Raw genomic sequence first — 23,700 nt, 5'->3', positions numbered from 1 at the left:
CTCGGAAGGTGAGGAAGTCGATCCGCATGGCGCTTAGTAGACGCGCGGCTTGGGCGGGACCACGTCCACGTCCTTGGTCAGCGTGTACATGTGCACCGGGCGGTAATCGAAGCTGCACTTGCCGTTGTCGTCGACAGTGACCAGCGTGTGCTTCTGCCAGTTCACGTCGTCGCGGTCCGGGAAGTCCTCGTGTGCATGTGCGCCACGGCTTTCCTTGCGCTGTTCGGCCGAGTTGATCGTCGCCACCGCGTTGAGCAGCAGGTTGTTCAGCTCGTAGGTTTCGATCAGGTCCGAGTTCCAGACCAGCGAACGGTCCGACACCTTGACGTCCTGGAAGGAGTCGAAGATCTCCGACATCTTGGCGCAGCCCTCTTCCAGCGTCTTGCTGGTACGGAACACCGCCGCATCGTTCTGCATGGTGCGCTGCATGCGGTCGCGGATGACCGAGGTCGGGGTGTCGCCGTTGGCGTAACGCAGCTTGTCCAGCAGGCCCAGCGCCTTGTCGCACGCATCCGACGCCAGGGTCTTGTGCGGCTGGCCCGGCTTGATGGTCTCGGCGCAGCGGTTGGCCACCGCACGCCCGAACACGACCAGGTCGAGCAGCGAGTTGGAGCCCAGGCGGTTGGCGCCGTGCACCGACACGCAGGCCGCTTCGCCGATGGCGTACAGGCCCGGTACCACCGCATCCGGGTCGTCACCGACCTTGCGCACCACTTCACCATGGTAGTTGGTCGGGATGCCGCCCATGTTGTAGTGCACGGTCGGGATGACCGGGATCGGCTGCTTGTGCACGTCCACGCCGGCGAAGATGCGGGCGCTTTCGGCAATGCCCGGCAGCTTGTCGTCGATCACGCCCGGGCCGAGGTGGGTCAGGTCGAGCAGGATGTGGTCCTTGTGCTCGCCAACGCCGCGGCCTTCGCGGATTTCGATGGTCATCGAACGCGACACCACGTCGCGCGAGGCCAGGTCCTTGTAATGCGGTGCGTAGCGCTCCATGAAGCGCTCGCCGTTGCTGTTGCGCAGGATGCCGCCTTCGCCACGCACGCCTTCGGTGATCAGGCAGCCTGCACCGTAGATGCCGGTGGGATGGAACTGCACGAACTCCATGTCCTGCATCGGCAGGCCGGCACGCATGACCAGACCGCCGCCGTCGCCGGTGCAGGTATGGGCCGAGGTGGCGCTGAAATAGGCGCGGCCGTAGCCGCCGGTGGCCAGCACCACGCCATGGGCGCGGAACAGGTGCAGCGAGCCGTCGGCCATGTCCAGCGCGAGCACGCCGCGGCAGACGCCTTCCTCGTCGAAGATCAGGTCGAGCGCGAAGTACTCGATCATGAAGCGCGCGTTGTGCGCCAGCGACTGCTGGTACAGCGTGTGCAGCATGGCGTGGCCGGTACGGTCGGCGGCCGCGCAGGTGCGCTGCGCGGACGGGCCTTCGCCGTACTTGGTGGTCATGCCGCCGAACGGGCGCTGGTAGATCTTGCCGTCTTCGGTACGGCTGAACGGCACACCGTAGTGTTCCAGTTCGATGATGGCCGGAATCGCTTCGCGGCACATGTATTCGATGGCGTCCTGGTCGCCCAGCCAGTCCGAGCCCTTGATGGTGTCGAAGAAGTGGTAACGCCAGTCGTCTTCACCCATGTTGCCCAGCGCGGCGGAAATACCGCCCTGCGCGGCCACGGTGTGCGAACGGGTCGGGAAGACCTTGGTCAGGCAGACCGTCTGCAGGCCCTTGGCGGCCAGGCCGAACGTGGCACGCAGACCGGCGCCGCCGGCGCCCACCACGACCATGTCGTACTTGTGTTCCGTAATCTTGTAAGCGGACATCTACTCTGGATTCCTGTCTTGGTGCCTGACTCAGGCAACGCCGAGCGCAATGCGGGCGACCGCAAAAACACTGACGATCGCGCCCAGCACGGCAATGAACTTCACCGTGGTCTGCAGCGCCAGGGCCAGCAACGAATTATGGATGTAGTCTTCCAGCACGACCTGCAGGCCGATCTGGGCGTGCCAGAACATGGCCACCAGGAAGCCCACCAGCAGCACCGCGTTCCACGGCTTGGACACCGCGTCGGCGGCGGTCACGTAATCGGCGTTGACCAGGCTCAGCACGAAGATGAGGAACCAGATGGTCAGCGGGACCAGCGCGGTGGCGGTCAGGCGCTGCAGCACGAAGTGCTCGGTGCCGGTCTTGGCCGCGCCGAGGCCGCGCACGTTCTTCAGCGGGGTACGGAACTTGTTCATGCGGCGGCTCCGAGGAAGACGTAGGCCCAGACCAGCGCGGTGATCACCAGGCTGGCGATGACCGACATCCAGCTACTGCGGACGAAGGCCGGGATGCTGAAGCCAATCGCGAAGTCCTGCACGATATGGCGGATGCCATTGCACAGGTGGTAGGCGAAGGACCAGGTCCATGCGAACAGGAACAGCTTTCCGTACCAGCTGCCGGCATGGCCGGTGAAGCAGTTCCAGGATTCGGGACCCATCATCAGGGCGAGCAGGCCGCCAGCGATGATCAGGGCTCCAACAGACAGAAAGATGCCGGTGGCTCGATGCAGGATCGAGGTGGCCATCTGGATCTGCCAGCGATACACCTGAAGGTGCGGGGAAAGGGGACGTTCTCTGGCGGCCATTCGCTGGGCTCGTTGTCTCGGCTGGGCGGCACAATTGCCGCGTTGGCTCAATGCTGATCAGAAATCGATGCAGCGTCCGTTTTTCTCCCAATCGCCATACCGCACCGGATCCAGTCCGCCGCGGCCACCGATCTCCACAGGCACCACCGGCGTATCGGCGAGCGGCTGCTCCTCCGGTACCAGCGGGGCTTCAGGATCGATATCGGGAGTGGGGGTTGTTTGGCCTATCATGGGTGGTCTCGCAACGCACAAATTTTAGACCCCGTTCACGTGCCTGACAACCTGCCCCTCGATTTCAGTGGTTTTCCGCGCCTTTCCGGTCACGCGCTGCTCAGCCTGCGCGGGGCGGACGCGGCGGCCTTCGCCCATGCCCAGTTCGCCAGTGATGTGACCGCCCTGCCCGTGCGGCACTGGCAGTGGAGCGCCTGGCTGAGCGCCAAGGGCCGCACCCTTGCTGTGTTTCAGCTGTTGAAGCTGGACCCGGAGCACGTTCTGCTGGTGCTGGCTGACGGTGATGCCGATGCGATTGCGTCGCAGTTACAGCGGTTCGTATTCCGCCGCAAGGTCAAGATCGAGGTGCGCACCGAACTGGCGGTGGCCGGCAGCTTCAGCGCGCCGGAAGCGGCGTCTGGCGCAGCGATTGCGCAGGCGGGCGATGCGCTGGAGCTGGATGTGGGCAGCGATGCGTTGCCACGCACCCTGAAGATTGCACCCGCCGATGCGGATCCGCCGCCGGCCGATGCCGCGTTCGAACTGGCCTGGCGCCAGTCGGACCTGCGCTATGGCCTGCCGCGCCTGGCCGCCGACCAGCGCGAACAGTGGACCCCGCAGCAGCTGGGCCTGGATCGGTTGAACGGGTACAGCGTCAAGAAGGGCTGCTATCCGGGCCAGGAAATCGTGGCGCGCACCCATTTCCTGGGTAAGGCCAAGCGTGCCCTGCAGCTCCTGCGCGTGGCCGAGGGCACTGCCAGCGGCGCCAAGGTCGAGCAGAACGGCGCGGCCGTTGGCACCGTGGCCAGCGTGGCCGGCGACCTGGCGCTGGCGGTGTTGCCGCTGGAGATGGCCGAGGGGGCGTTGAGCGCTGGCGGCGCGGACGCCCACGGCGTGCCGCTGCTGGAAGGGCTGGCCCGTTGAGCGCGATCACGACCCACGGTCGTGATCTACCCCCGGACATATTCGTTGGCCTGGATCACGACCAACGGTCGTGATCTACCGCGCGGACGTGACCTGATCCATCACAGGTCGTGGTTCAACCGCTCGCCGGTGTCCGCATCGAAGAAGTGCAGTCCCTGCGGCTGGATCGCCACGCGGATCGTGTCACCTGCTGCCGGCAATGCCTGCGGCGCCACGCGCATCACCAGCGCCTGGTTGCCGTGGGTCATGTTGACGAAGATCTCGTTGCCGACCGGTTCGATGCCATCGATGATGGCCTCGAACGCGGTCGCATCACCCGCCGCGGCCGGCTGCAGATGCTCCGGGCGGACGCCGACGGCCAGCGTGCGGCCGATCCAGGTCGGATCAACCGTCGCCTCACCCAGCGGCGCGCGCAGTGCCGCCTCGCTGATCACCACCCCACCCTCGCAGCGCTGCAGCGTACCGCGCAGCACGTTCATTGCCGGGCTGCCCAGGAAACCGGCCACGAACAGATTGGCCGGGCGGTCGTACAGCGCCATCGGCGTGTCGATCTGCTGGATCACCCCGTCCTTGAGCACCACGATGCGCTGGCCCAGGGTCATCGCTTCGACCTGGTCATGGGTGACGTAGATCATCGTCGTGCCCAGCTTGCGGTGCAGCTGCGCGATTTCGGTGCGCACGCTGTGGCGCAGCTTGGCATCCAGGTTCGACAGCGGCTCATCCAGCAGGAACACCGCCGGCTCGCGCACCAGTGCACGGCCCAGCGCCACGCGCTGGCGCTGGCCGCCGGACATCGCCTTGGGCAACTTGTCGAGCATGTCGGTCAGGCCCAGGGTCTGCGCTGCCTCGTTGACCCGCCTGGCAATCGTCGCCTTGTCGTGGCCGCGCAGCTTCAGGCCAAAGGCCAGGTTTTCGGCCACGGTCATGTGCGGGTAAAGCGCATAGCTCTGGAACACCATGGCAATGTCGCGGTCCTTGGGCGCCACGTCATTGACCACGCGGTCGCCGATGCTCAGGGTGCCGCCGCTGATTTCCTCCAGACCGGCGACCATGCGCAGCAGGGTCGACTTTCCGCACCCCGACGGCCCCACCAGGACCATCAACTCCCCATCGGCCACTTCGAAGGTCGCGCCCTGGACGGCCACCTGACCGTTGTCATAGACCTTGCGAACGCCCTGCAACTGCACTTTTGCCATATCACCCATTCCAGTCCGCCCGCTGCCGGGCTGTTGATGCGGAACTGCCTTCGGCCCTCCCGATGGCAGGTCGATGGCGTGGTGCCGCATGACGGCGACCACTGCAATCGAATACAGTCTGCTCATTCTGCCATGTAAACGTTTTCACGTGGCAGTATCCAGTGATCGGTCATGACCGCGTCGCCGTGAGGACGTGACATGCCCCATGATGGGCGGGCCCGCACCTGTTCATGTTGCAGCTGCAACGACCGGACACCGCGGCCAGCTTTGACCCCCGAGAACATAGACGAGAAGCGATTGACAACGATGTCACCCGGATCTGAAACTCGAGCGATGCACGATACCCTTTTCCTGTTCGGCGCCACCGGCGACCTCGCCCAGCGCTATCTGTTCCCTTCGTTGCTGCGCCTGCTCGGCGATGGCCTGCTGCCGGAGGACTTCAAGGTCCGCGCACTGGCACTGTCCCCGCATGACACCGACGCGTTCCGCCAGATCCTCCGCCCGCGCCTGCAGCAGGCGATGCCGGCGGCAAGCCTGGACGACATCCAATCGCTGCTGGAACGCATCGACTACCGCTCGGTGGACCTGCGCGATCCGCAGTCGGTGGCCGACTCGGTCAGCGATCTGGTCAACCGGCGCTGCGTGAGCTATCTGGCCATTCCACCGGGCCTGTACATCTCCACCTGCGAGGGCCTGGCACTGGGTGGCGCACTGGCCGCGCCGGCGCGCCTGATGCTGGAGAAGCCGATCGGCAGCGACAGCGACAGCGCAGAACAGATCCTGCGCACCATCGGCCAATGGATCGACGAAGACCGCGTGTTCCGCCTGGATCACTACCTGGGCAAGGCCGCGGTGCAGAACCTGATTGCCCTGCGCTTCGGCAACACGCTGCTGGAGGCGGTGTGGAACCGCAACTACATCGAATCGGTGCACATCCTGGTCGCCGAAAGCGAAGGCGTGGATGGCCGCGATGCCTACTACGCACGGTCGGGCGCACTGCGCGACATGGTCCAGAGCCACATCCTGCAGCTGCTGTGCCTGGTGGCGATGGAACCGCCGGCGTCGCTGGAGGCCGACCGCATCCGCGATGAAAAGGTCAAAGTGCTGCGTGCGCTGCGTCCGCTGGATGCCAAGCACGCCGCGCGCGACAGCGTGCGTGGCCGCTACACCGCCGGCACCATCAATGGCCAACCCGCGCAGGCCTACCAGCCACCGGAAGGCAGCGACGTGGAAACCTTCGCCGGCGTCACCGCGCATATCGACAACTGGCGCTGGTCCGGGGTGCCGTTCCACCTGGTCACCGGCAAGCGCCTGTCCGAGCGCACCACCCGCGTGGTGGTCACCCTCAAGCCGGTCACGCATTGGCTGTTCGAACGTCCCGACCGCGCCAATGCCACACCCAACCGCATCACCTTCCAGCTGCAGCCCCAGGAGAACATCGAGCTGGGACTGATGAGCAGCCTGGCGGGGCCGGAATGGGGTGCGCTGGAGCTGCACCCGCTGGAACTGGAGCTGTCGGTGCCGACCGGCCTGCATCGGCGCATTGCCTACGAACGCCTGTTCCTGGATGCCTTCAACGGCAACCATGCGTTGTTCGTGCGCGACGACGAAGTGCGCGCCGCCTGGGCCTGGATCGACAGCGTCAGCGATGCGTGGAAGGAAGCGCAGCTGCCGCTGCAGCCTTACCCGGCCGGCGAATGGGGTCCGGAACAGGCGTTCGGCTTCCTGCCGGCCGACGTCGACGCCGAAGCCAACCGCAAGGATCGCGCATGACGGTGTCGACCCAACCGGCGCTGGTGGCCGATATCGGCGGCACCAACGCCCGCTTTGCGCTGGCCGATACCGGCCTGGCCGCGCCGCTGCTCAAGGACAGCATCCGTGAGTTCGTGGTGGCCGACTTTCCGTCGCTGGGCGATGCCGCGCGGCATTATCTGGAGCAGATCGGTGCCGAGGCCCGCCGCGGCGTGTTCGCGGTGGCCGGTCGCGTCGATGGCGACGAGGCACGCATCACCAATCATCCGTGGGTGATCTCCCGCCTGCGCACCGCGCACATGCTCGGCTTCGACGACCTGCACCTGATCAATGACTTCGCTGCGCAGGCGATGGCGATCTCGCTGCTGCAGCCGCAGGACGTGGTCCAGGTGGGGGGCGCGGCGTGGGTGCCGGGCCAGCCCGGCCAGCCGCGCAACTACGCGGTGATCGGCCCGGGCACCGGGCTGGGCGTGGGCGGGCTGATCCTGCGCCACGGCCGCTGCTATCCGCTGGAAACCGAAGGTGGCCACGTCAGCTTCCCGCCCGGTACGCCGGAGGAGATCCGGATCCTGGAGATCCTGTCCGAGCAGTTCGGTCGGGTCTCCAACGAACGCCTGATCTGCGGCCCGGGGCTGGTCAACATCCATCGCGCGGTGTGCGAGATGGCCAACGTCGATCCGGGCCAGCTGCAGCCGGTGGACGTCACCGCACGCGCCCTGCACGGCGACCCGCAGGCGATGCGCACCGTGGATCTTTTCTGCGCGGTGTTCGGCGCCATCGCCGGCGACCTGGTGCTGATCCAGGGCGCATGGGACGGCGTGTTCCTGACCGGCGGGCTGGTGCCGAAGATGCTCGATTCGCTGCAGCATTCCGGTTTCCGCCAGCGCTTCGAGCACAAGGGCCGGTTCTCGTCGATCATGGCCCGTGTCCCGTCGCTCGCGGTGATGCACCCGCACGCGGGCCTGCTGGGGGCGGCTGCCTACGCGGCCGACCTCGAACGCGATCTGCCAGGAGGCGCTGCATGAATCCGCTTGATGAATCCAACCGCTTCACCCTCATCCGCCACACCGATGCCGATGCGTGGATCGAAACGATCGCGGCCGAGATGGCGCAGATCCTCAACCATGATATCGGCGCTGCGGGCCGGGCCCGGATGCTGCTGTCCGGCGGCACCACGCCGGCGCCGGTGTACCAGGCGCTTGCCGAACTGGACGTGCAGTGGGACCGGGTTGAAGTCAGCCTGGTGGACGAGCGCTGGCTGTCACCGCAGGACCGCGACAGCAATGCCTGGCTGGTCCGGCAGAGTCTGCTGAACCGCGCCGAGGGCGCACACTTCGATCCGCTGGTACGGATTGGCAAGCCACTGCCCGAATGCGTCTATACCGCCAACCTGCAGGCGAAGCATACCGAGGCACCCTCGCTGGCCGTATTTGGCATGGGCAATGACGGACATACGGCCTCGTTGTTCCCCGGCTCCAAGGACCTGGCCCGCGCGCTGGAAAGCACCCTGCCCTACGCAGCGCTGGACGCCACCGGTTGCCCGGGGTCGAACCAATGGCCGCTGCGCATCACCCTGACGCCGCACGGCATGCGCCAGTGTCGCCAGCGGCTGTTGCTGCTGCGTGGCAAGCAGAAGCTGGAAGTGCTCAAACAGGCACTGGAAAGCAACAACGCAGCGCTGTATCCCATTCTCAACGCGATCGATCTCGATGGTCCCAAGCTGCGCATCCACTGGTGCGACTGAATCGATGGTCCGTCATTCCGTTCGCCTTCTCATAGCTGGTAGCCAATGAGCCTGCACCCCAAACTCCAAGCCATCACCGAGCGCATCGTCCAGCGCAGTGCCGCCTCGCGCGCCGCGTACCTGGCGGGCATCGACGCCGCGCTGCGCGACGGTCCGTTCCGTTCGCGCCTGAGCTGCGGCAACCTGGCCCACGGCTTCGCAGCCTGTGGCCCGACCGACAAGAGCCGCCTGCGCGGCGGGGTCACGCCGAACCTGGGCATCATCACCGCGTACAACGACATGCTGTCGGCGCACCAGCCGTTCGAGCACTACCCTGAAATCCTGCGCGAGACGGCGCGTTCGGTGGGAGCCACGGCGCAGGTTGCCGGCGGCGTGCCGGCGATGTGCGACGGGGTCACGCAGGGCCGCGGCGGCATGGAGCTGTCGCTGTTCTCGCGCGATGTCATTGCGCAGTCAACGGCGATCGGGTTGAGCCATGACATGTTCGACAGCACGGTCTACCTGGGCGTGTGCGACAAGATCGTGCCGGGGCTGCTGATCGGCGCGCTGGCGTTCGGCCACCTGCCGGCGATCTTCCTGCCGGCCGGGCCAATGACGCCGGGTATCCCGAACAAGCAGAAGGCAGAGGTGCGCGAGCGCTATGCGGCGGGCCTGGCCACGCGCGAGGAGCTGCTGGAAGCGGAAGCGGCGTCGTACCACGGAGCGGGCACGTGCACGTTCTACGGCACGGCCAATTCGAACCAGACGTTGCTGGAAGCGATGGGCGTGCAGCTTCCAGGCGCGTCGTTCGTGAATCCGGATACGCCGCTGCGCGATGCATTGACGCGGCATGCCGCGGTGCGTGCGCTGGAGATCAGTGCGCTGGGCGATGATTTCCGACCGCTCGGTCGATTGATCGATGAGCGCGCGATCGTCAACGCGGTGGTCACGTTGATGGCCACCGGCGGTTCGACCAACCATACGATCCACTGGATCGCCGTGGCGCGGGCGGCGGGCATCGTACTGACCTGGGACGACATGGACCAGCTGTCGCAGCTGGTGCCTCTGCTGGCCCGGGTGTACCCGAACGGCGAGGCGGACGTGAACCGCTTTGCGGCGGCCGGCGGAACGGCGTTCGTGTTCCGCGAGCTGATGGACGCAGGGCTGATGCACGCGGACCTGGTGACCGTGGCCGAAGGTGGCATGCGCCAGTACACGCAGGATCCGGCGCTCCGCGACGGCGCACTGACGTGGATCGACGGCATTGCAGAGAGCGCGGACCGGGATGTGGTGCGCGGGGTCGCCGAACCCTTCGAAAGCCAGGGCGGGCTGCGGCTGCTGCGCGGCAACCTGGGCCGTTCGCTGATCAAGCTGTCGGCGGTGAAGCCGCAGTACCGGATGATCGAGGCACCGGCAGTGGTGGTGGATGCGCCGCAGGTGCTGAACAAGCTGCATGCGGCGGGGCTGCTGCCGCAGGATTTCGTGGCGGTGGTGCGTTACCAGGGGCCGCGGGCGAACGGGATGCCCGAGCTGCATTCGCTGGCGCCGCTGCTGGGCCTGCTGCAGAACCAGGGCCGGCGGGTGGCGCTGGTGACGGACGGTCGTCTGTCGGGCGCGTCGGGCAAGTTCCCGGCGGCGATCCACATGACGCCGGAAGCCTCGCGCGGTGGTCCGCTGGGACGGGTGCGCGAGGGCGACATCATCCGGCTGGATGGCGAGGCGGGCACGCTGGAGGTGCTGGTGGACGCGGCCGAATGGGCAGCGCGCGAGCAGGCGCCCAACACGGCACCGGCGGCGCACGATCTGGGCCGCAACCTGTTCGCGATGAACCGCCGTCTGGTGGGTCCGGCTGACCAGGGCGCGATCTCTATTTCGTGCGGCCCGGCGGCTGACGACGGCGATATGTGGAATTACGACGCGGAGTATGAGCTCGGGAACGATGCTGCTGCTGCGTTTGCACCTCATGAGGAGAAGGACGCCTGACGGGTTTCCGCGTAAAGCGGCGGTTGGGTCTGCGTGGGTGAGGCAGCGACGGGGGTGCCCTACGGGACACGCCGTGAACCCATCCATGTTTTCTACGGTCCCTACGGGGACCCCCGCCGCTGCCTCACGACACATTGCGACGCCTCTGTGGCGTCGGCGAATTTGGTATCAACAGGAAGAAATATTCATGGGCATTGCCGAACACCAGAAGCGCGCTGAAACCCTGCTGCTTGCGGCAGGCATCCTGCCGGTGGTTACCGTGCACACGCTTGACCAGGCGCGCGCGGTCAGCGCGGCGTTGCTGGAAGGTGGGCTACCGGCGATCGAGCTGACGCTGCGTACGCCGGTTGCGATGGAGGCGCTGGGCATGCTCAAGCGCGAGCTGCCGGATGTGGTGGTGGGTGCGGGCACGGTGCTCACGGTTGAGCAGATGCAGCAGGCCATTGATGCGGGCGCGGATTTCCTGGTGACGCCGGGTACCCCGGCGTTCATGGCCGATGCGCTGGCGGAAGCGCCGTTGCCGGTGGTGCCGGGTGCGGCGTCGCCGACGGAGCTGCTGGCGCTGTATGCGCGCGGTTTCCGGGTCTGCAAGCTGTTCCCGGCCTCGGCGGTGGGCGGGCTGGCGATGATCAAGGGCCTGGCCGGTCCGATTCCGGACCTGAAGCTGTGCCCGACCGGCGGCATCACGGAAACCACGGCGGCCGAGTATCTGGAGCAGAAGAACGTGGTCTGCATCGGCGGTTCGTGGATGGTGCCGGGCAACTGGATCGAGAACGGCGAATGGGACAAGGTCCGCGAAAGCGCGGCGCAGGCCGCGAAGATCGTCGCCCGGGTCCGCTCGCGCTGAACGAAAAAGGCCCGGGAATTCCCGGGCCTTTTTTTTGGAGCGCGAGGCGGACTTACATCGGCCTTGACGGGTCCACCAGGCCGTACTGGCTGGCCATGCGCGCCAGCGCGATATTGTCGTGGATGCCCATCTTCTCGAACAGGCGCGCCTTGTGCGTATTGACGGTCTTGGCGCTCAGGCTCAGGCGCTTGGCGATGTCTTCCTGGCGCAGGCCCTGGGTCAGCAGCAACGCCACTTCCAGTTCACGCGGGGACAGGCTGTCGAAGGGCGACTGGCTGCCTTCGACATTCGACAGCGCCAGGTTCTGGGCGATGCTGCTGCCAAGGTAACGCCGGCCGAGCGCTGCGTCGCGTACGGCGCGCAGCAGCTCCTGGGCATCGCAGGCCTTGCCGATGTAGCCGGAGGCACCGGCTTCGAGCAGGCGCTTGGGCATCGGGCCGTCTTCAAGAACGGAGACGATCACCACGCGGGTGCCGTGGTCGCCGCGGACCACGCGCTCGGTGACTTCCATTCCGCTCACGCCGGGCAGGTGCAGATCACACAGCACCACGTCCGGGCGCAGCTGGCGGATCGCAGGCAGCGCGTCTTCGCCGGATTCGGCTTCCCCCACCACTTCAATGTCCGTCTCGTTGGACAGGATCATCTTCATGCCGGTTCGCACCAGCGCATGGTCGTCCACCAGATACACTCGAATCGTCATCCCACGCACCCTCGTCCAAACGCTGCAAACCGGGGCCAGCCTAGCGACGGGGTCCGGCGATAACAAGGAAGCGTGTTACCCATCAGCGCGTTCTGATGCCCGCGTCACATCCGTGCCGGGCTGCCCCTGCCTCACGCCTATCACCCCAGGCCGTATCGGTTTATTGGACCTATCACAGTCCGCGGAAACCCTGCCGCATCCGGCCCGCTCCCAAAGGCCGGTCTCAGTGCCGGCGGCGCCATGGATGGCGGCGGCGGAACATCACCAGGAAGCACCCTACCACCCAAACCAGCGCGGCACACCATCCGGCCAGGATGTCGGAGGGGTAATGTACGCCCAGGTAGATGCGTGACAGGCTGACCGCGCCGGCAAACAGCACGCCGAACACCACCGCCGGCCAGCGCCAGCGGGTGTTCCAGGCCAGCAGCACCAGCACGGCGGCGAGGGTCATCGAACCCATCGCATGGCCGCTGGGGAAGCTGTAGGTGCTTTCCGGGGCGATCGATTCCCACAGCGTCGGCCGGTCGCGCTGGAAGAACTGCTTGCTGCCGATGTTGAGCAGCGCCGAGCCGGCGAAGCTGAGCGCGGCAAAGCTGGCCTCGCGCCAGCGTCGGCGGACCAGCAGCACGGCCACGATCAGAATGTCGGCCGGGATCACGCCCCATTGGTAGCCGATCCGGGAAATCAGCACGAACGCGGCGTCCAGGCTGGGCCGGGCCACGTCACGCATCTTCCACAGCAGCGGGGCGTCGAAGTAGAACGCCTCCAGCTCATGCACTTCGTCGGCCAGCGCCACGAAGCCCGCCAGCGGCAGCAACACGCCGGCAAACAGCAGCACGAAGCGCCAGGCATTGCGCGCCATCCAGTGGCGGACGCCGGCTGCCGGCTCCGCTGCCGCCAGGATGGCGGGCTTATCCGACGCTTCGGACATACTTGCGTTCGACGTACTCGTCGATCAGCGCAACGAAGTCCTGGGCGATGTTGTCGCCGCGCAGGGTCACGGTCTTTTCCCCGTCGACAAACACCGGCGCGGCCGGGGTTTCCCCGGTCCCGGGCAGCGAGATGCCGATGTTGGCGTGGCGCGATTCACCCGGCCCGTTGACGATGCAGCCCATCACGGCCAGGGTCATGTTTTCCGCGCCGGGATGGCTGACCTTCCATTCGGGCATCTTGCCGCGCACGTGGTTCTGCACAACCTTGGCCAGTTCCTGGAAGAACTCGGACGTGGTGCGGCCGCACCCGGGGCACGCAGTCACCAGCGGGGTGAAGGCGCGCTGGCCGGTGGTCTGCAGCAGTTCCTGGGCGACGATCACTTCCTGCGTACGCGACTGGCCAGGTTCAGGCGTCAGCGAAATGCGGATGGTGTCGCCGATTCCTTCCTGCAGCAGCACGGCCAGCGCCGCCGACGAGGCAACGATGCCCTTGCTGCCGATGCCGGCTTCGGTCAGCCCCAGATGCAGGGCGAAGTCCGAACGCTGGGCCAGATCGCGGTACACCGCGATCAGTTCCTGCACGCCGCTGACCTTGGCCGAGAGCACGATGCGGTCGCGTGGCAGGCCCAGTTCGACGGCGGTATGCGCCGAATCCAGCGCCGAGCGGATCAGCGCCTCGCGCAGCACCCGGCCGGCGTCCCACGGCTGCGCGCGCTGGCTGTTCTCGTCCATCAGGCGCGCGGCCAGCGACTGGTCCAGCGAGCCCCAGTTGGCACCGATGCGGACCGGCTTGTCGTAGCGGATCGCGAACTCGATGAGCTGCGCGAACTGGGTGTCCTTCTTCTTGCCGAAGCCGACATTGCCTGGATTGATGCGGTACTTGGCCAGCGCTTCGGCGCAGGCCGGTTCCTGGGTCAGCAGCTGATGGCCGTTGTAATGGAAATCGCCGATCAGCGGGACCTCGATGCCCATCATCCGCAGCTTCTCGACGATGCGTGGAATGGCGGCGGCCGACTCGGGATTGTTCACGGTCAGGCGCACCATTTCCGATCCGGCCCGCCACAGCTCGGCCACCTGCTTGACGCTGGAGGCCACGTCGGCGGTGTCGGTGTTGGTCATCGACTGGACCACCACGGGCTTGCCCCCACCTACGACCACGCCGCCGATGCGGACGGCCTGGGTCTGGCGGCGGGCCCACACGGTGGTGTCGGAGGGTTGGGTCGGTTGGCTGACGGCGTCGTGCATCCGCGCATTTTAGCGCGCCAAGCGCACGGGTAGGTGGCGACCGTTGGTTGGCACTCATTTTTGCCCCGGGCCGGCCCGATGCGGCCGATTGTCGCAGGCAGGCTGCCGCGCAAACGCATACGATGACAGCTGATGACTGGTACCGACGCCCCCTTCCTCCGCACCCTGTGCAGCCTGCGCTGGCTGGCCGTGGCCGGCCAGGCCGCGACCATCCTGGTGGCGAGCTGGGTGCTGGGGCTGGAACTGCCGCAGTTGCCGCTGTGGTCCGGGGTACTGGTGCTGATCCTGTTCAACCTGTACGCACAGTTGCGGGTGCTGGACGCCGATACCGCCCCGCTCACCGCCTTCTGCCACATCCTGGTGGACGTGGCAGTGCTGACCTGGATGGTGGGGTGGAGCGGCGGGGTGGGCAACCCGTTCGGTTCGCTGTTCCTGATCCTGATCGCGCTGGCCGCGCTGGCCCTGCCGGTGCGCTGGACCCTGGCGGTGGCAGCGGCCTGTCTGATCGGTTATGCGGTCAGCGGCATCTTCGGAAAGCCGCTGCCGCACGGGTACTTCACCGCCATGGACCTGCACCAGTGGGGCGTGGTCGCCAACTTCCTGCTGTCGGCCGCGGTGGTGCTTGCCTTCGCCACCCGTCTGGCAATGGCACTGCGCCGGCGCGAGCACGAACTGGCCCTGCTGCGCGAGCGCTTCGCACGCAACGAAGGCATCGTAGCGCTGGCGACGCATGCCGCCTCGGTGGCGCATGAACTCAACACGCCGCTGGCGACCATGACACTGCTGGCCGACGATATCGCCGACCAGACCGACAACCCGGAAGTCCGCGACGACGTGGACACCCTGCGCGAGCTGCTCGTGCAGTGCCGCGAGCGCGTGCTGGCCCTGGCCCGGCCGGCCGCCGGCCGGGCCCGGGGCAATGAACCGGTGACCCTGCCGCAGGTGCTGGAACAATGGCAGCTGGTGCGCCCGACCATCACCCTCAAGCGCAACGAGGATGCACCGCTGCGGCTGCCGCTGGACCCGGGCATCGGCCATCTGCTGATGGTGCTGCTCAACAATGCTGCAGATGCCGGGGAACAGGCCGAGCGGCCGCAGGTGGACCTGACCCTGCGCATCGAAGGCCACGACCTGATCGGCGAAGTACGCGATTACGGCCGCGGGTTCGACGCCCGCGATGCGGTGCTGCCGGGCACCCTGTTCAACAGCGGCAAGACCCAGGGCATGGGGGTGGGCCTGGCCCTGTCCCACGCCACCATCGAGCGCCTGGACGGCGAGTTGTGGATGCGGCCGGCGCAGGGCGCCGGCACCCGCGTCGGCTTCCGCCTGCCCTTGGCTGCACCGGAGATTTCACCATGAACACCCCTCCCCTCCCCGCCTCCAGCCTCGGCCTGCTGGTCGACGACGATGAGCTGTACCTGCGCACGCTGCAGCGCAGCCTGGCCCGCAAGGGTCTGGAAACAGTGACGGCCAGTGACACCGCCTCGGCGCTGCTGCTGGCCCGGCAACAGCCCCCGGCGTATGCCCTGATCGACCTGAAGCTGGGCTCGGAATCCGGCCTGGCGCTGATCCAGCCGCTGCGGGCGTTGCGCGACGACATGCGGATACTGCTGGTTACCGGTTACGCCAGCATTGCCACCGCAGTAGAGGCGATCAAGCTCGGCGCCGATGATTACCTGCCCAAGCCGGCCACCGTACCGATGATCCTGCGGGCGCTGGGCGAGGAAGACGACGGCCCGGCCGACGATGGCGAGATGGAGCCACCGGACGCGATGACGCCGATCAGCCGCCTGCAGTGGGAGCACATCCAGCAGGCGATGCACGAAACGGGCGGCAACGTGTCGGCGGCGGCACGCCTGCTCGGCATGCACCGGCGTTCGTTGCAGCGGAAGTTGGCAAAACGACCCAGCCCGGAGCGTGATCCGACGCGGTAGCGGCCGCGTTCAAGGCGCGACGACCAACGGTCGTCGCCTACCTCCGGGGCCGATACACCCGCCCCGGTGGGTATCGGCCGTTCGTCGACACACCCGACCCCCGCCGATATCGACCTTTCGTCGATACACCCGCGCTGGTAGGTATCGACCGTTGGTCGATACGTCGTTACCGAAGCCGGCCCAGCAGCTCCAGCGTCACCGGATCGGTGATGCCGTGCGGCTCGCCCTGCAGCGCCGGCAGCAGCTGGCTGGCCAGCTGCTTGCCCAGCTCCACGCCAAACTGGTCGAAGGCGTTGATGTTCCAGATCAGCGACTGCACGTAGACGGCGTGTTCGTACATGGCGATCAGCGCGCCGAGCGACTGCGGGGTCAACGCGTCCAGCAGGATCAGCGTGCTCGGCCGGCCACCCGGGTACTCGCGGTGCGGATCGTCGCTGCCCTGGCCGTTGGCCAGCGCTTCGGTCTGCGCCAGCAGGTTGGCCATCAGCGCCTGGTGGTTGATCTCATAGGGGTCGTCGTTGCGCACGCAGCCGATGAAATCGGCCGGGATCACGCTGGTGCCCTGGTGCAGTGCCTGGAAGAAGCTGTGCTGCACGTCGGTGCCCGCCCCGCCCCACCACACCGATACGGTGTCGCTGCCGACCGGGCTGCCGTCGAGCTGCACGCGCTTGCCCAGGCTTTCCATCACCAGCTGCTGCAGGTAGGCGGGCAGCAGCGCAAGGCGCTGGTCGTAGGTCATCACCGCATGCGTGGCATGGCCGAGCAGGTTGCGGTTCCAGATGTCGGTCAGGGCATGCAGCACCGGCAGGTTCTGTGCCAGCGGTGCGTTGAGCGCATGCGCGTCCATCTCGGCCGCACCGGCCAGCAGCTGCTCAAAGCGCTCGAAGCCGATCGCCAGCGCGATCGGGAAACCGACCGCCGACCACAGTGAATAGCGCCCGCCTACCCAGTCCCACATCGGCAGCACGCGGCCGGCGGCGATCGAGAACGCCTTGGCGGCGCGCTCGGGGTTGGCGCTGACGGCGTACAGGCGTTCGCTGCCACCCAGCCAGTCATGCAGGATCTGGCCGTTGAGCAGGGTTTCCTGGGTGCCGAAGGTCTTGGAAATCAGGACGCCGGCAGTGGTGGCCGGCTCCAGGGCGGCCAGCGTGCGCTGCATGGCGGCGCCGTCGACATTGGAAACGAAGTGCACGCGGAAGCGCGCGCCGGTGACGGGACGCAGCGCGTCGGCGACCAGCCGCGGACCGAGGTCGGAACCGCCGATGCCGACGCTGACAATGTCGGTGACGTTGGTCTTTTCCAGCGCGGCGATCAGTTGGCCCATCTGCGCGCGCACCTGCGCGGCCGTGGCGAAGGCCTCACCGGCGACCGGGTCGCCACTGACATCGCCACGCAGGGCGGTGTGCAGCGCGGCACGGCCCTCGGTGACGTTGACCGTCTCGCCGCGGAACAGGCGCTGGAAGCCGCCGGCGACATCGCGCTCGGCGGCCAGCTGCAGCAGCGCATCCAAGGCCGCGCGGTCATACTTCTGCCGCGCGAAGTTGGCATACAACGGACCGACCCGCAGCCCCAGCGATTGTGCGCGGCCGGGTTCGGCAGCGATCAGTGCGGGGATGCTCGCGCCACGCAGGCGCTGGGCATGGGAGTGAAGCGGGTCGAATCCGTTGGTCTGTGTCATGCGGCCTGGGTCGGGATGCTGTCGTTGGTGTGGGAGATCTGGTTGTTGCCGTCCACATATACCAACTTCGGCCGGAAGCTGTCAGCTTCTTCTTCACTCATGCTGGCGAAGGCGGCAATGATGATGATGTCGCCGACCTGCACGTGGCGCGCGGCGCCGCCGTTGAGCGAGACCACGCCGCTGCCCGCTTCGGCGCGGATGGCGTAGGTCGAGAAGCGCGCACCGTTGGTGACGTCCCAGATGTGCACCTGCTCGAACTCACGGATGCCGGTGGCCAGCAGCAGGTTGTCATCGATGGCTATGGACCCTTCGTAGTTCAGCTCCGAATGGGTCACGGTGGCGCGGTGGATCTTGGTCTTGAGCAGGGAGAGGTGCATGGCACGGGACGACGTAAAGGAAAGGGAAATTCTAGCACCCGGGGGCCGGGCGGCCGTTATGGAGCCCTGCCCGCTGCCAACCATTCAGGTACCGTCCGTGGCGCACGACGGTGGGGTCGGTTTCCAAACGACTGCCGACCCTGTTGATTCGCGCTGGGACGCATGACCGTGGCCGGGGAAGCGATTTCGCCAGAGGTCATGCGTTACCGGACGAGCCAACGGCCGGCGCTGCCGCTCAGAACTCCAGGTTGTCGATCAGGCGGGTGTTGCCGATGCGCGCGGCGATCAGGGCGACGCGGTTGCCGTCTTCGCTGTCGGCCGGCTCGGACAGGTCCGGCTTGCGGACGACGGCGTAGTCGACCTGGAAGCCGGCCGCCTGCAGGGCGGCGGCGGCTTCGGCTTCGATCAGGCTGCGGGTCTTGCCGGTGATGAAGCCTTCGCGCATGCCCAGCAGCACCTGGTGGATGGTGGTCGCGACCGGGCGCTGTTCGGCGTTGAGATACTGGTTGCGCGAGCTCATGGCCAGGCCATCGGTTTCGCGCACGATGTCGCCGCCGACGATCTGGATCGGGAAGGCCAGGTCTTCCACCATCTGGCGGATCACCGCCAGCTGCTGGTAATCCTTCTTGCCGAAGGCGGCCACGTCCGGCTGGACCTGGTTGAACAGGCGCGAGACCACAGTGCACACGCCGTCGAAGTGGCCCGGGCGGTGCGCGCCCTCGAGCAGGCTGGAAATGCCCGGCACATTCACGCTGGCAGCGAGCTCCACCCCGAACGGGTACATCGATTCGACGGTGGGCAGCCACAGCACGTCACAGCCGGCCTGCTCCAGTCCGGTGGTGTCGGCTTCGGGCGTGCGCGGGTAGCGGGTGAAGTCTTCGTTCGGGCCGAACTGGGTCGGGTTGACGAACACGCTGGAGACCACGCGGTCGGCGTACTGCCGGGCCAGGGTGACCAGCGAATAGTGGCCGGCGTGCAGATTGCCCATGGTGGGAACCAGCGCGACGCGCAGTCCCTCGCGCTTCCAGCCGTTGACGACGGCGCGCAGGCGGGACAGTTCGGTGATGGTGTCGATCATGAGGCGTAGGCGTGCTCTGCGTCGGGGAAGGAACCGTCGCGCACGGCGTCGGCATAGGCACGGACGGCGCCGGCAACCGACCCGCCTTCGGCAAGGAAATCCTTGACGAACTTGGGACGGCGGTGGCCGCTGTCCAGGCCGAGGAAGTCGTGCAGCACCAGCACCTGGCCATCGCAGCCCGGGCCGGCACCGATGCCGATGGTCGGCACTGCCACATCGGCGGTGACCTGGGTGGCGATTGGCGTCGGCACGCACTCGAGCACGATCAGGGTGGCGCCGGCTTCCACCGCCGCCTTGGCGTCGTCACGCAGCTGCTGGGCGGCGTCGCCGCGCCCCTGCACCTTGTACCCGCCCAGGCGCAGTACCGACTGCGGGGTCAGGCCCAGGTGCGAACACACCGGGATCTCGCGTTCCACCAGATGGCGGATGATATCCAGCTTGAAGCCGGCGCCTTCGATCTTGACCATTTCCGCGCCGGCCTGGAGCAGGCGCAGCGAAGCGTCAAGCGCGCGCTCGGGGGTGGCATCGGCGCCGAACGGCAGATCGGCCACCAGCAGTGCGCGCTGCAGCACGCGGGCCACGGCGCGGGTGTGGTAGACCATGTCGTCGGTGGTCACCGGAAGGGTCGAATCATGCCCCTGCACCACCATGCCAAGCGAATCGCCAATCAGGATCAGATCGACGCCGTTGGCATCGAACGTACGCGCGAAGCCGGCGTCGTAGGCGGTCAGCATGACCAGCTTCTGGCCGTTGCGCTTGGCCTCGGCCAGTGCGGGCACGGTCCAGGGCTTGCTGTCTGCGTGGATACTCATGAGCTGATAACCGGTGGCGATAAGCCCCGCATTATCCTCCTATTGGCGCGATCCCGCAGGCCTCGATACGCATCGCAGCGTCCCGCACGCGGCCCTGCCCCGGAATCATCGCCTCCGGGGCGATCTCGGCCAGCGGCAGCAGGGCGAACGCGCGCTCGTGCAGATAGGGGTGCGGCACTTTGAGCTGCGGCAGATCGATCACCGCATCGCCATATAGCAGCAGATCCAGGTCGAGCGTGCGCGGCCCCCAGTGCACGGCCGCATCGCGGACCCGGCCGAAGTCGCGCTCGATACCCAACAGGGCCTCCAGCAGCGCGGCCGGCTCCAGCGCCGTGTCGAGCAGCGCCGCGGCATTGACGAACGCCGGCTGGTCCTCATTGCCCCAGGCCGGCGTGCTGTACAGCTGCGAGCGCGCCCGCAGCGCGGTCAGCGGCAGCGCGGCCAGGGCGTCGAACGCCGCGCGCAGGGTCTGGGCGGCGTCGCCGAGGTTGCCGCCCAGTCCAATACAGGCCAGGGTCACGGCTTACTCGCCTGCGGTGCCACCGGGACGACGACGACGGCGACGGCGCTTGCGCGGTGCCCCGGTCTCGTCCAGCTCCCCGTCGACCTGCGCCGCGTCCAGCGTGGAATCCAGCTCAGGGCCGGATTGCAGCTGGGCTTCACGCCAGAACTCGACATCGGCCTGGTGCTCGCTGGACGCCACCTGGCGCAGCGCCAGGAAGTCGAACGCGGCGCGGAAACGCGGGTGGGTCAACGTGCGGATCACGCGCTTGCGCTGGCGCGAGCTGAAGCGCCCCTGCAGCAGCCAGATTTCCTGCATCGGCAGCGAGAACCGGCGCGGCAGCGCGATGGTGGTCAGCTGGTGCAGGGTGACCCGGTCGGCAGCGCGGCGCTGGGCTTCTTCCAGCTGCACGCCCTGCTTCTGCAGGGTCGCCAGCGCGCGGCAGAAGGCCGGCCACAGGAGCAGTGCGAACAGGAACGAGGGCGACACCGGCTCGTCGTTGGCCACGCGCTGGTCGGTGTTGTGCAGGCCTTCGATGACCATGCGGCGCAGCGCGCCGCTGCGGTTGCTGCGCAGCGCGGCGGCACTTTCGGGAAACAGCACGTCGAGCAGGCCATACCGCTCCAGCCCTTCGAAACTGGCCACGCCATGGCCGGACAGGAACAGTTTGAGCACTTCCTCGAACAACCGGGCCGGGGCGGCTTCGCCCAACAGGCTGGCCAGGCGCGGAAGCGGCTCGGCGCTGGCGTCGTCGATCTGGAAACCGAGCTTGGCGGCCAGGCGCACCGCGCGCAGCATGCGCACCGGATCTTCCTGGTAGCGCATTTCCGGATCGCCGATGAGTTTCATCAGCCGCGCCTGCACGTCTTCAAAGCCGCCGGTGTAGTCGCGCACCGAGAAATCCTCGATGGCGTAGTACAGCGCGTTGCAGGTGAAATCGCGGCGCACCGCGTCGTCCTCGATGCTGCCGTACACGTTGTCGCGTACCAGCATGCCGTTTTCCATTTCGCGGTCGCCGCTGCCGTCGTCGATGTTGGCGCGGAAGGTGGCCACTTCGATGATCTCGCGGCCGAACACCACGTGCGCCAGCCGGAAGCGGCGCCCGATCAGGCGGCAGTTGCGGAACAGCGACTTGACCTGTTCCGGCGTGGCATCGGTGGCCACGTCGAAGTCCTTGGGGTTGCCACCGACCAGCAGGTCGCGCACGGCGCCACCGACGAGATAGGCGCCAAAGCCCGAGTCGCGCAGCCGGTACAGGACGCGCAGGGCGTTGGGGCTGATGTCCTTGCGGGAGATGTTGTGCTGGTCGCGGGGGATCACGCGCAGACTGAACGGTGATGTAGCGGAGGAATTGATGTTGGCGCTTCCGGTTGAAGTTTCGGGATTGCCCAATGGCATCGAGGTCCATATACTAACGCGCTGCGCAGTTCGCGACAAAGCATGCTCCCTTCGTCTAGAGGTTAGGACGTGGCCCTCTCAAGGCTAAAACAGGGGTTCGAGTCCCCTAGGGAGCACCATCTGCCGCGCCAGCCGACGAAAAACCCCGCCTTGGCGGGGTTTTTGCGTTGAGGGAGCTGCTCCTCAGCCCTCCATCTGCTCCAGTTCCTTGCCCTTGGTCTCGCGCACGTAGCGCAGCACGAAGAAGATCGAGGCCACCGCCGCCACCGTATAGATGCCGTAGGCACCGGCCAGGCCGATGCCGGCCAGCAGGATGGGAAACGTCACGGTGATGGCGAAGTTCGAGGTCCACTGGGCCGCGCCGGCCACCGCCAGGCCCGAGCCGCGGATCTGGTTGGGGAACATCTCGCCCAGCATCACCCACATGACCGGGCCCCAGGACATGTTGAAGAACACGACGTACACGTTGGCCGCCACCAGCGCCAACCGGCCCATGCCGTCGGACAGCTGCAGGTGGCCATCGGCCAGGGTGCCGCTTGCGAAGGCCACCACCATCAGCGCCAGCGCCACCGACATGCCGACCGAACCGACCCACAGCAGCGGCTTGCGGCCGACCCGGTCGATCAGCACCACGGTAAGCAGGCAGGCGCCGATACTGAGCGCGCCGGACAGCACGTTGATCAGCAGCGCGTCGTTTTCGGAGAAGCCGACCGCCTGCCACAGCACCGCGCCGTAATAGAACACCACGTTGATGCCGACCAGCTGCTGGAACACGGCCAGGCCGATGCCGACCCAGACGATCCCGCGCAGCTTGCCGGTGCCCTTGTCGACCAGGTCCGACAAGCGCGGGCGGTGCTGGTCCTGGGCCAGCGAGCCTTCGATTTCGGCGATCTTGGCCTGTGCCTCGGCCGCGCCATACAGCCGGGTCATCACCGCCAGCGCATCGGCGCGGCGGCCCTTCACCACCAGGTAGCGCGGGCTTTCCGGAATCACCAGCAGCAGCACCAGGAACAGGGCCGAGGGAATGGCCTGCATCCAGAACATCCAGCGCCAGGCTTCCTGGCCCAGCCACAGCGCTTCGGTGGAGGCGCCGGCAGCGCGGGCCAGCAGGAAGTTGCTCAGGAACGCGCAGAACAGGCCGCTGATGATGGCGATCTGCTGCACCGTGGCCAGCCGCCCACGATAGCGGGCCGAGGCCACTTCGGCGATGTAGGCCGGCGACATCACGCTGGCCGCGCCGACGGCGAAGCCGCCGATCACGCGGGCGATCACGAACGCCAGCGAGCTGTGCGCCGCGCCTGCGCCCAGTGCCGACAGCAGGAACATGACGGCGGCGATGATCAGCACCCCGCGCCGGCCCATGCGGTCGCCCAGGCGGCCGGCGAAGAAGGCGCCGATCGCGCAGCCCAGCAGCATGGAGGCGACCTCGAAGCCGATCCCGGCCTCGCTGGACTGGAAGGTCTGCTTGAGGCCATCGACAGTGCCGTTGATGACGCCGCTGTCGAAGCCGAACAGGAAGCCGCCAATGGTGGCGACACAGCTGATCAGCACGATGAAGGAGGTGTTCTCGCCGCGGGCGGCGTTGGCTGCAAGTGTGGTGGACATGAAGGGTCCTGGCAGGAGTGGGACAGCAACGGGTCACGCAGCGGGGTCTCATCCGGCAGGTTCTCACACGCCCCTGCCCGCCCACAAAGGGTTGCGGGGGCCCGATCTGCCTGCCTCGTGGCCGCCCGGGTGTCTACCGGTAGGCATCGCATCTAACCCTACCGACCGGCTTCG

At 67.1% G+C, this 23,700-nt stretch carries 23 protein-coding genes and 1 tRNA gene; 9 read left to right on the top strand and 15 right to left on the bottom strand.

The annotated features are described in order from the left end of the window. Positions 1 to 33: 33 nt before the first annotated feature. The 4 genes from sdhA to ACGFZ3_RS03825 are packed head-to-tail and all read right to left on the bottom strand — an operon-like array spanning position 34 to position 2,861. Complete coding sequence (gene sdhA / locus ACGFZ3_RS03840; protein WP_392916588.1) at positions 34 to 1,824, bottom strand: succinate dehydrogenase flavoprotein subunit; 1,791 nt, start codon at positions 1,822 to 1,824, stop codon at positions 34 to 36. Between the two features lie 30 nt (positions 1,825 to 1,854). Further along, entirely contained in the window at positions 1,855 to 2,241 is a 387-nt protein-coding gene (gene sdhD, locus ACGFZ3_RS03835; RefSeq protein WP_392916585.1) for a succinate dehydrogenase, hydrophobic membrane anchor protein, read from the bottom strand. Beyond that, a complete protein-coding gene (sdhC, locus tag ACGFZ3_RS03830; RefSeq protein WP_145477963.1) occupies positions 2,238 to 2,630 on the bottom strand; it encodes a succinate dehydrogenase, cytochrome b556 subunit in 393 nt (130 codons plus the stop codon). Before sdhC ends, sdhD begins: the two co-directional genes overlap by 4 nt. 57 nt (positions 2,631 to 2,687) lie before the next feature. Further along, positions 2,688 to 2,861, bottom strand: coding sequence for a DUF1674 domain-containing protein (locus tag ACGFZ3_RS03825; RefSeq protein WP_282248070.1), 174 nt, complete (start codon positions 2,859 to 2,861; stop codon positions 2,688 to 2,690). 39 nt (positions 2,862 to 2,900) lie between these two features. Here ACGFZ3_RS03825 and ACGFZ3_RS03820 point away from each other — a divergent pair, with 39 nt between their 5' ends. After that, on the top strand, positions 2,901 to 3,764 hold the full coding sequence (locus ACGFZ3_RS03820) for a YgfZ/GcvT domain-containing protein (protein WP_392916580.1): 864 nt from the start codon (positions 2,901 to 2,903) through the stop codon (positions 3,762 to 3,764). A gap of 101 nt (positions 3,765 to 3,865) precedes the next feature. Here the strand turns inward: ACGFZ3_RS03820 and ACGFZ3_RS03815 are convergent, their stop codons facing one another. Further along, positions 3,866 to 4,960, bottom strand: a complete 1,095-nt coding sequence (locus ACGFZ3_RS03815; RefSeq protein ID WP_392916577.1) for an ABC transporter ATP-binding protein — start codon at positions 4,958 to 4,960, stop codon at positions 3,866 to 3,868. Between the two features lie 333 nt (positions 4,961 to 5,293). On the opposite strand from ACGFZ3_RS03815, the gene zwf reads away from it, so the two are divergent. From zwf to ACGFZ3_RS03790, 5 genes are all read left to right on the top strand, one after another. Beyond that, entirely contained in the window at positions 5,294 to 6,733 is a 1,440-nt protein-coding gene (gene zwf, locus ACGFZ3_RS03810) for a glucose-6-phosphate dehydrogenase (protein ID WP_392916574.1), read from the top strand. Then, positions 6,730 to 7,737 (top strand): glucokinase, encoded by a 1,008-nt coding sequence (gene glk, locus ACGFZ3_RS03805; RefSeq protein WP_392916571.1) that lies wholly within the window; start codon positions 6,730 to 6,732, stop codon positions 7,735 to 7,737. Before zwf ends, glk begins: the two co-directional genes overlap by 4 nt. Further along, the gene (pgl, locus tag ACGFZ3_RS03800) at positions 7,734 to 8,456 is read left to right on the top strand and encodes a 6-phosphogluconolactonase (protein ID WP_392916568.1); all 723 of its coding nucleotides are present in this window, start codon (positions 7,734 to 7,736) and stop codon (positions 8,454 to 8,456) included. Before glk ends, pgl begins: the two co-directional genes overlap by 4 nt. Before the next feature lie 45 nt (positions 8,457 to 8,501). After that, positions 8,502 to 10,418 (top strand): phosphogluconate dehydratase, encoded by a 1,917-nt coding sequence (gene edd / locus ACGFZ3_RS03795; protein WP_392916565.1) that lies wholly within the window; start codon positions 8,502 to 8,504, stop codon positions 10,416 to 10,418. 187 nt (positions 10,419 to 10,605) lie between these two features. Next, a complete protein-coding gene (locus ACGFZ3_RS03790; RefSeq protein WP_392916563.1) occupies positions 10,606 to 11,265 on the top strand; it encodes a bifunctional 4-hydroxy-2-oxoglutarate aldolase/2-dehydro-3-deoxy-phosphogluconate aldolase in 660 nt (219 codons plus the stop codon). A gap of 52 nt (positions 11,266 to 11,317) precedes the next feature. Here ACGFZ3_RS03790 and ACGFZ3_RS03785 read toward each other — a convergent pair whose 3' ends face one another. The 3 genes from ACGFZ3_RS03785 to ispG form a co-directional block, all read right to left on the bottom strand. Continuing rightward, positions 11,318 to 11,965 carry a response regulator gene (locus ACGFZ3_RS03785; protein WP_093534153.1) on the bottom strand — a complete coding sequence of 216 codons (648 nt, stop codon included), beginning with the start codon at positions 11,963 to 11,965 and terminating at the stop codon, positions 11,318 to 11,320. Between the two features lie 223 nt (positions 11,966 to 12,188). After that, positions 12,189 to 12,896, bottom strand: coding sequence for a phosphatase PAP2 family protein (locus ACGFZ3_RS03780; protein WP_392916559.1), 708 nt, complete (start codon positions 12,894 to 12,896; stop codon positions 12,189 to 12,191). Continuing rightward, a complete protein-coding gene (gene ispG / locus ACGFZ3_RS03775; RefSeq protein WP_392916556.1) occupies positions 12,877 to 14,142 on the bottom strand; it encodes a flavodoxin-dependent (E)-4-hydroxy-3-methylbut-2-enyl-diphosphate synthase in 1,266 nt (421 codons plus the stop codon). Before ispG ends, ACGFZ3_RS03780 begins: the two co-directional genes overlap by 20 nt. Positions 14,143 to 14,274: 132 nt before the next feature. Between ispG and ACGFZ3_RS03770 the strand changes: the two genes are divergently transcribed. Together ACGFZ3_RS03770 and ACGFZ3_RS03765 are read left to right on the top strand one after the other, a co-directional pair. Beyond that, entirely contained in the window at positions 14,275 to 15,501 is a 1,227-nt protein-coding gene (locus tag ACGFZ3_RS03770) for an ATP-binding protein (protein ID WP_392916553.1), read from the top strand. Continuing rightward, positions 15,498 to 16,076 (top strand): response regulator transcription factor, encoded by a 579-nt coding sequence (locus tag ACGFZ3_RS03765; protein WP_392916550.1) that lies wholly within the window; start codon positions 15,498 to 15,500, stop codon positions 16,074 to 16,076. The genes ACGFZ3_RS03770 and ACGFZ3_RS03765 overlap by 4 nt, the downstream gene beginning before the upstream one ends. 166 nt (positions 16,077 to 16,242) lie before the next feature. On the opposite strand, the gene pgi is transcribed toward ACGFZ3_RS03765, so the two are convergent. The 6 genes from pgi to pcnB all read right to left on the bottom strand — a co-directional run bounded on the left by pgi (position 16,243) and on the right by pcnB (position 21,915). Next, positions 16,243 to 17,754 (bottom strand): glucose-6-phosphate isomerase, encoded by a 1,512-nt coding sequence (gene pgi, locus ACGFZ3_RS03760; RefSeq protein WP_392916548.1) that lies wholly within the window; start codon positions 17,752 to 17,754, stop codon positions 16,243 to 16,245. Beyond that, on the bottom strand, positions 17,751 to 18,131 hold the full coding sequence (panD, locus tag ACGFZ3_RS03755) for an aspartate 1-decarboxylase (RefSeq protein ID WP_068850963.1): 381 nt from the start codon (positions 18,129 to 18,131) through the stop codon (positions 17,751 to 17,753). Before panD ends, pgi begins: the two co-directional genes overlap by 4 nt. Positions 18,132 to 18,366: 235 nt before the next feature. Continuing rightward, positions 18,367 to 19,209 (bottom strand): pantoate--beta-alanine ligase, encoded by an 843-nt coding sequence (gene panC / locus ACGFZ3_RS03750; protein WP_392916544.1) that lies wholly within the window; start codon positions 19,207 to 19,209, stop codon positions 18,367 to 18,369. Beyond that, complete coding sequence (gene panB / locus ACGFZ3_RS03745) at positions 19,206 to 20,021, bottom strand: 3-methyl-2-oxobutanoate hydroxymethyltransferase (protein WP_392916541.1); 816 nt, start codon at positions 20,019 to 20,021, stop codon at positions 19,206 to 19,208. Before panB ends, panC begins: the two co-directional genes overlap by 4 nt. A 31-nt stretch (positions 20,022 to 20,052) precedes the next feature. Next, positions 20,053 to 20,541, bottom strand: a complete 489-nt coding sequence (folK, locus tag ACGFZ3_RS03740) for a 2-amino-4-hydroxy-6-hydroxymethyldihydropteridine diphosphokinase (RefSeq protein WP_392916538.1) — start codon at positions 20,539 to 20,541, stop codon at positions 20,053 to 20,055. Positions 20,542 to 20,544: 3 nt separating this feature from the next. Beyond that, complete coding sequence (pcnB, locus tag ACGFZ3_RS03735) at positions 20,545 to 21,915, bottom strand: polynucleotide adenylyltransferase PcnB (RefSeq protein ID WP_392917584.1); 1,371 nt, start codon at positions 21,913 to 21,915, stop codon at positions 20,545 to 20,547. A gap of 50 nt (positions 21,916 to 21,965) precedes the next feature. Here pcnB and ACGFZ3_RS03730 point away from each other — a divergent pair. Then, a tRNA-Glu gene (locus tag ACGFZ3_RS03730) sits at positions 21,966 to 22,040 on the top strand. A gap of 64 nt (positions 22,041 to 22,104) precedes the next feature. Here ACGFZ3_RS03730 and ACGFZ3_RS03725 read toward each other — a convergent pair. After that, positions 22,105 to 23,526, bottom strand: a complete 1,422-nt coding sequence (locus tag ACGFZ3_RS03725) for a sugar porter family MFS transporter (RefSeq protein ID WP_392916535.1) — start codon at positions 23,524 to 23,526, stop codon at positions 22,105 to 22,107. Positions 23,527 to 23,700 lie beyond the last annotated feature (174 nt).

Origin of the sequence: Stenotrophomonas sp. NPDC047960 (assembly GCF_043204395.1) — a bacterium.
Taxonomy (GTDB): Bacteria; Pseudomonadota; Gammaproteobacteria; order Xanthomonadales; family Xanthomonadaceae; genus Stenotrophomonas.
The sequence above is the reverse complement of the archived record's forward strand: the minus strand, read 5'-3'. Positions and strand labels throughout refer to the sequence as shown.

What these genes read in the sequence shown, in the direction of transcription:
- glk (WP_392916571.1), top strand. Translation starts at nt 6,730, where the DNA reads ATGACGGTGTCGACCCAACCGGCGCTGGTGGCCGATATCGGCGGCACC.
- ACGFZ3_RS03725 (WP_392916535.1), bottom strand. Translation starts at nt 23,526, where the DNA reads ATGTCCACCACACTTGCAGCCAACGCCGCCCGCGGCGAGAACACCTCC.
- ACGFZ3_RS03770 (WP_392916553.1), top strand. Translation starts at nt 14,275, where the DNA reads ATGACTGGTACCGACGCCCCCTTCCTCCGCACCCTGTGCAGCCTGCGC.
- ACGFZ3_RS03790 (WP_392916563.1), top strand. Translation starts at nt 10,606, where the DNA reads ATGGGCATTGCCGAACACCAGAAGCGCGCTGAAACCCTGCTGCTTGCG.
- ACGFZ3_RS03785 (WP_093534153.1), bottom strand. Translation starts at nt 11,965, where the DNA reads ATGACGATTCGAGTGTATCTGGTGGACGACCATGCGCTGGTGCGAACC.
- sdhC (WP_145477963.1), bottom strand. Translation starts at nt 2,630, where the DNA reads ATGGCCGCCAGAGAACGTCCCCTTTCCCCGCACCTTCAGGTGTATCGC.
- ACGFZ3_RS03765 (WP_392916550.1), top strand. Translation starts at nt 15,498, where the DNA reads ATGAACACCCCTCCCCTCCCCGCCTCCAGCCTCGGCCTGCTGGTCGAC.
- zwf (WP_392916574.1), top strand. Translation starts at nt 5,294, where the DNA reads ATGCACGATACCCTTTTCCTGTTCGGCGCCACCGGCGACCTCGCCCAG.
- ispG (WP_392916556.1), bottom strand. Translation starts at nt 14,142, where the DNA reads ATGCACGACGCCGTCAGCCAACCGACCCAACCCTCCGACACCACCGTG.
- panB (WP_392916541.1), bottom strand. Translation starts at nt 20,021, where the DNA reads ATGAGTATCCACGCAGACAGCAAGCCCTGGACCGTGCCCGCACTGGCC.
- panD (WP_068850963.1), bottom strand. Translation starts at nt 18,131, where the DNA reads ATGCACCTCTCCCTGCTCAAGACCAAGATCCACCGCGCCACCGTGACC.
- ACGFZ3_RS03815 (WP_392916577.1), bottom strand. Translation starts at nt 4,960, where the DNA reads ATGGCAAAAGTGCAGTTGCAGGGCGTTCGCAAGGTCTATGACAACGGT.
- edd (WP_392916565.1), top strand. Translation starts at nt 8,502, where the DNA reads ATGAGCCTGCACCCCAAACTCCAAGCCATCACCGAGCGCATCGTCCAG.
- sdhA (WP_392916588.1), bottom strand. Translation starts at nt 1,824, where the DNA reads ATGTCCGCTTACAAGATTACGGAACACAAGTACGACATGGTCGTGGTG.
- ACGFZ3_RS03780 (WP_392916559.1), bottom strand. Translation starts at nt 12,896, where the DNA reads ATGTCCGAAGCGTCGGATAAGCCCGCCATCCTGGCGGCAGCGGAGCCG.
- ACGFZ3_RS03825 (WP_282248070.1), bottom strand. Translation starts at nt 2,861, where the DNA reads ATGATAGGCCAAACAACCCCCACTCCCGATATCGATCCTGAAGCCCCG.
- pgi (WP_392916548.1), bottom strand. Translation starts at nt 17,754, where the DNA reads ATGACACAGACCAACGGATTCGACCCGCTTCACTCCCATGCCCAGCGC.
- sdhD (WP_392916585.1), bottom strand. Translation starts at nt 2,241, where the DNA reads ATGAACAAGTTCCGTACCCCGCTGAAGAACGTGCGCGGCCTCGGCGCG.
- panC (WP_392916544.1), bottom strand. Translation starts at nt 19,209, where the DNA reads ATGATCGACACCATCACCGAACTGTCCCGCCTGCGCGCCGTCGTCAAC.
- pgl (WP_392916568.1), top strand. Translation starts at nt 7,734, where the DNA reads ATGAATCCGCTTGATGAATCCAACCGCTTCACCCTCATCCGCCACACC.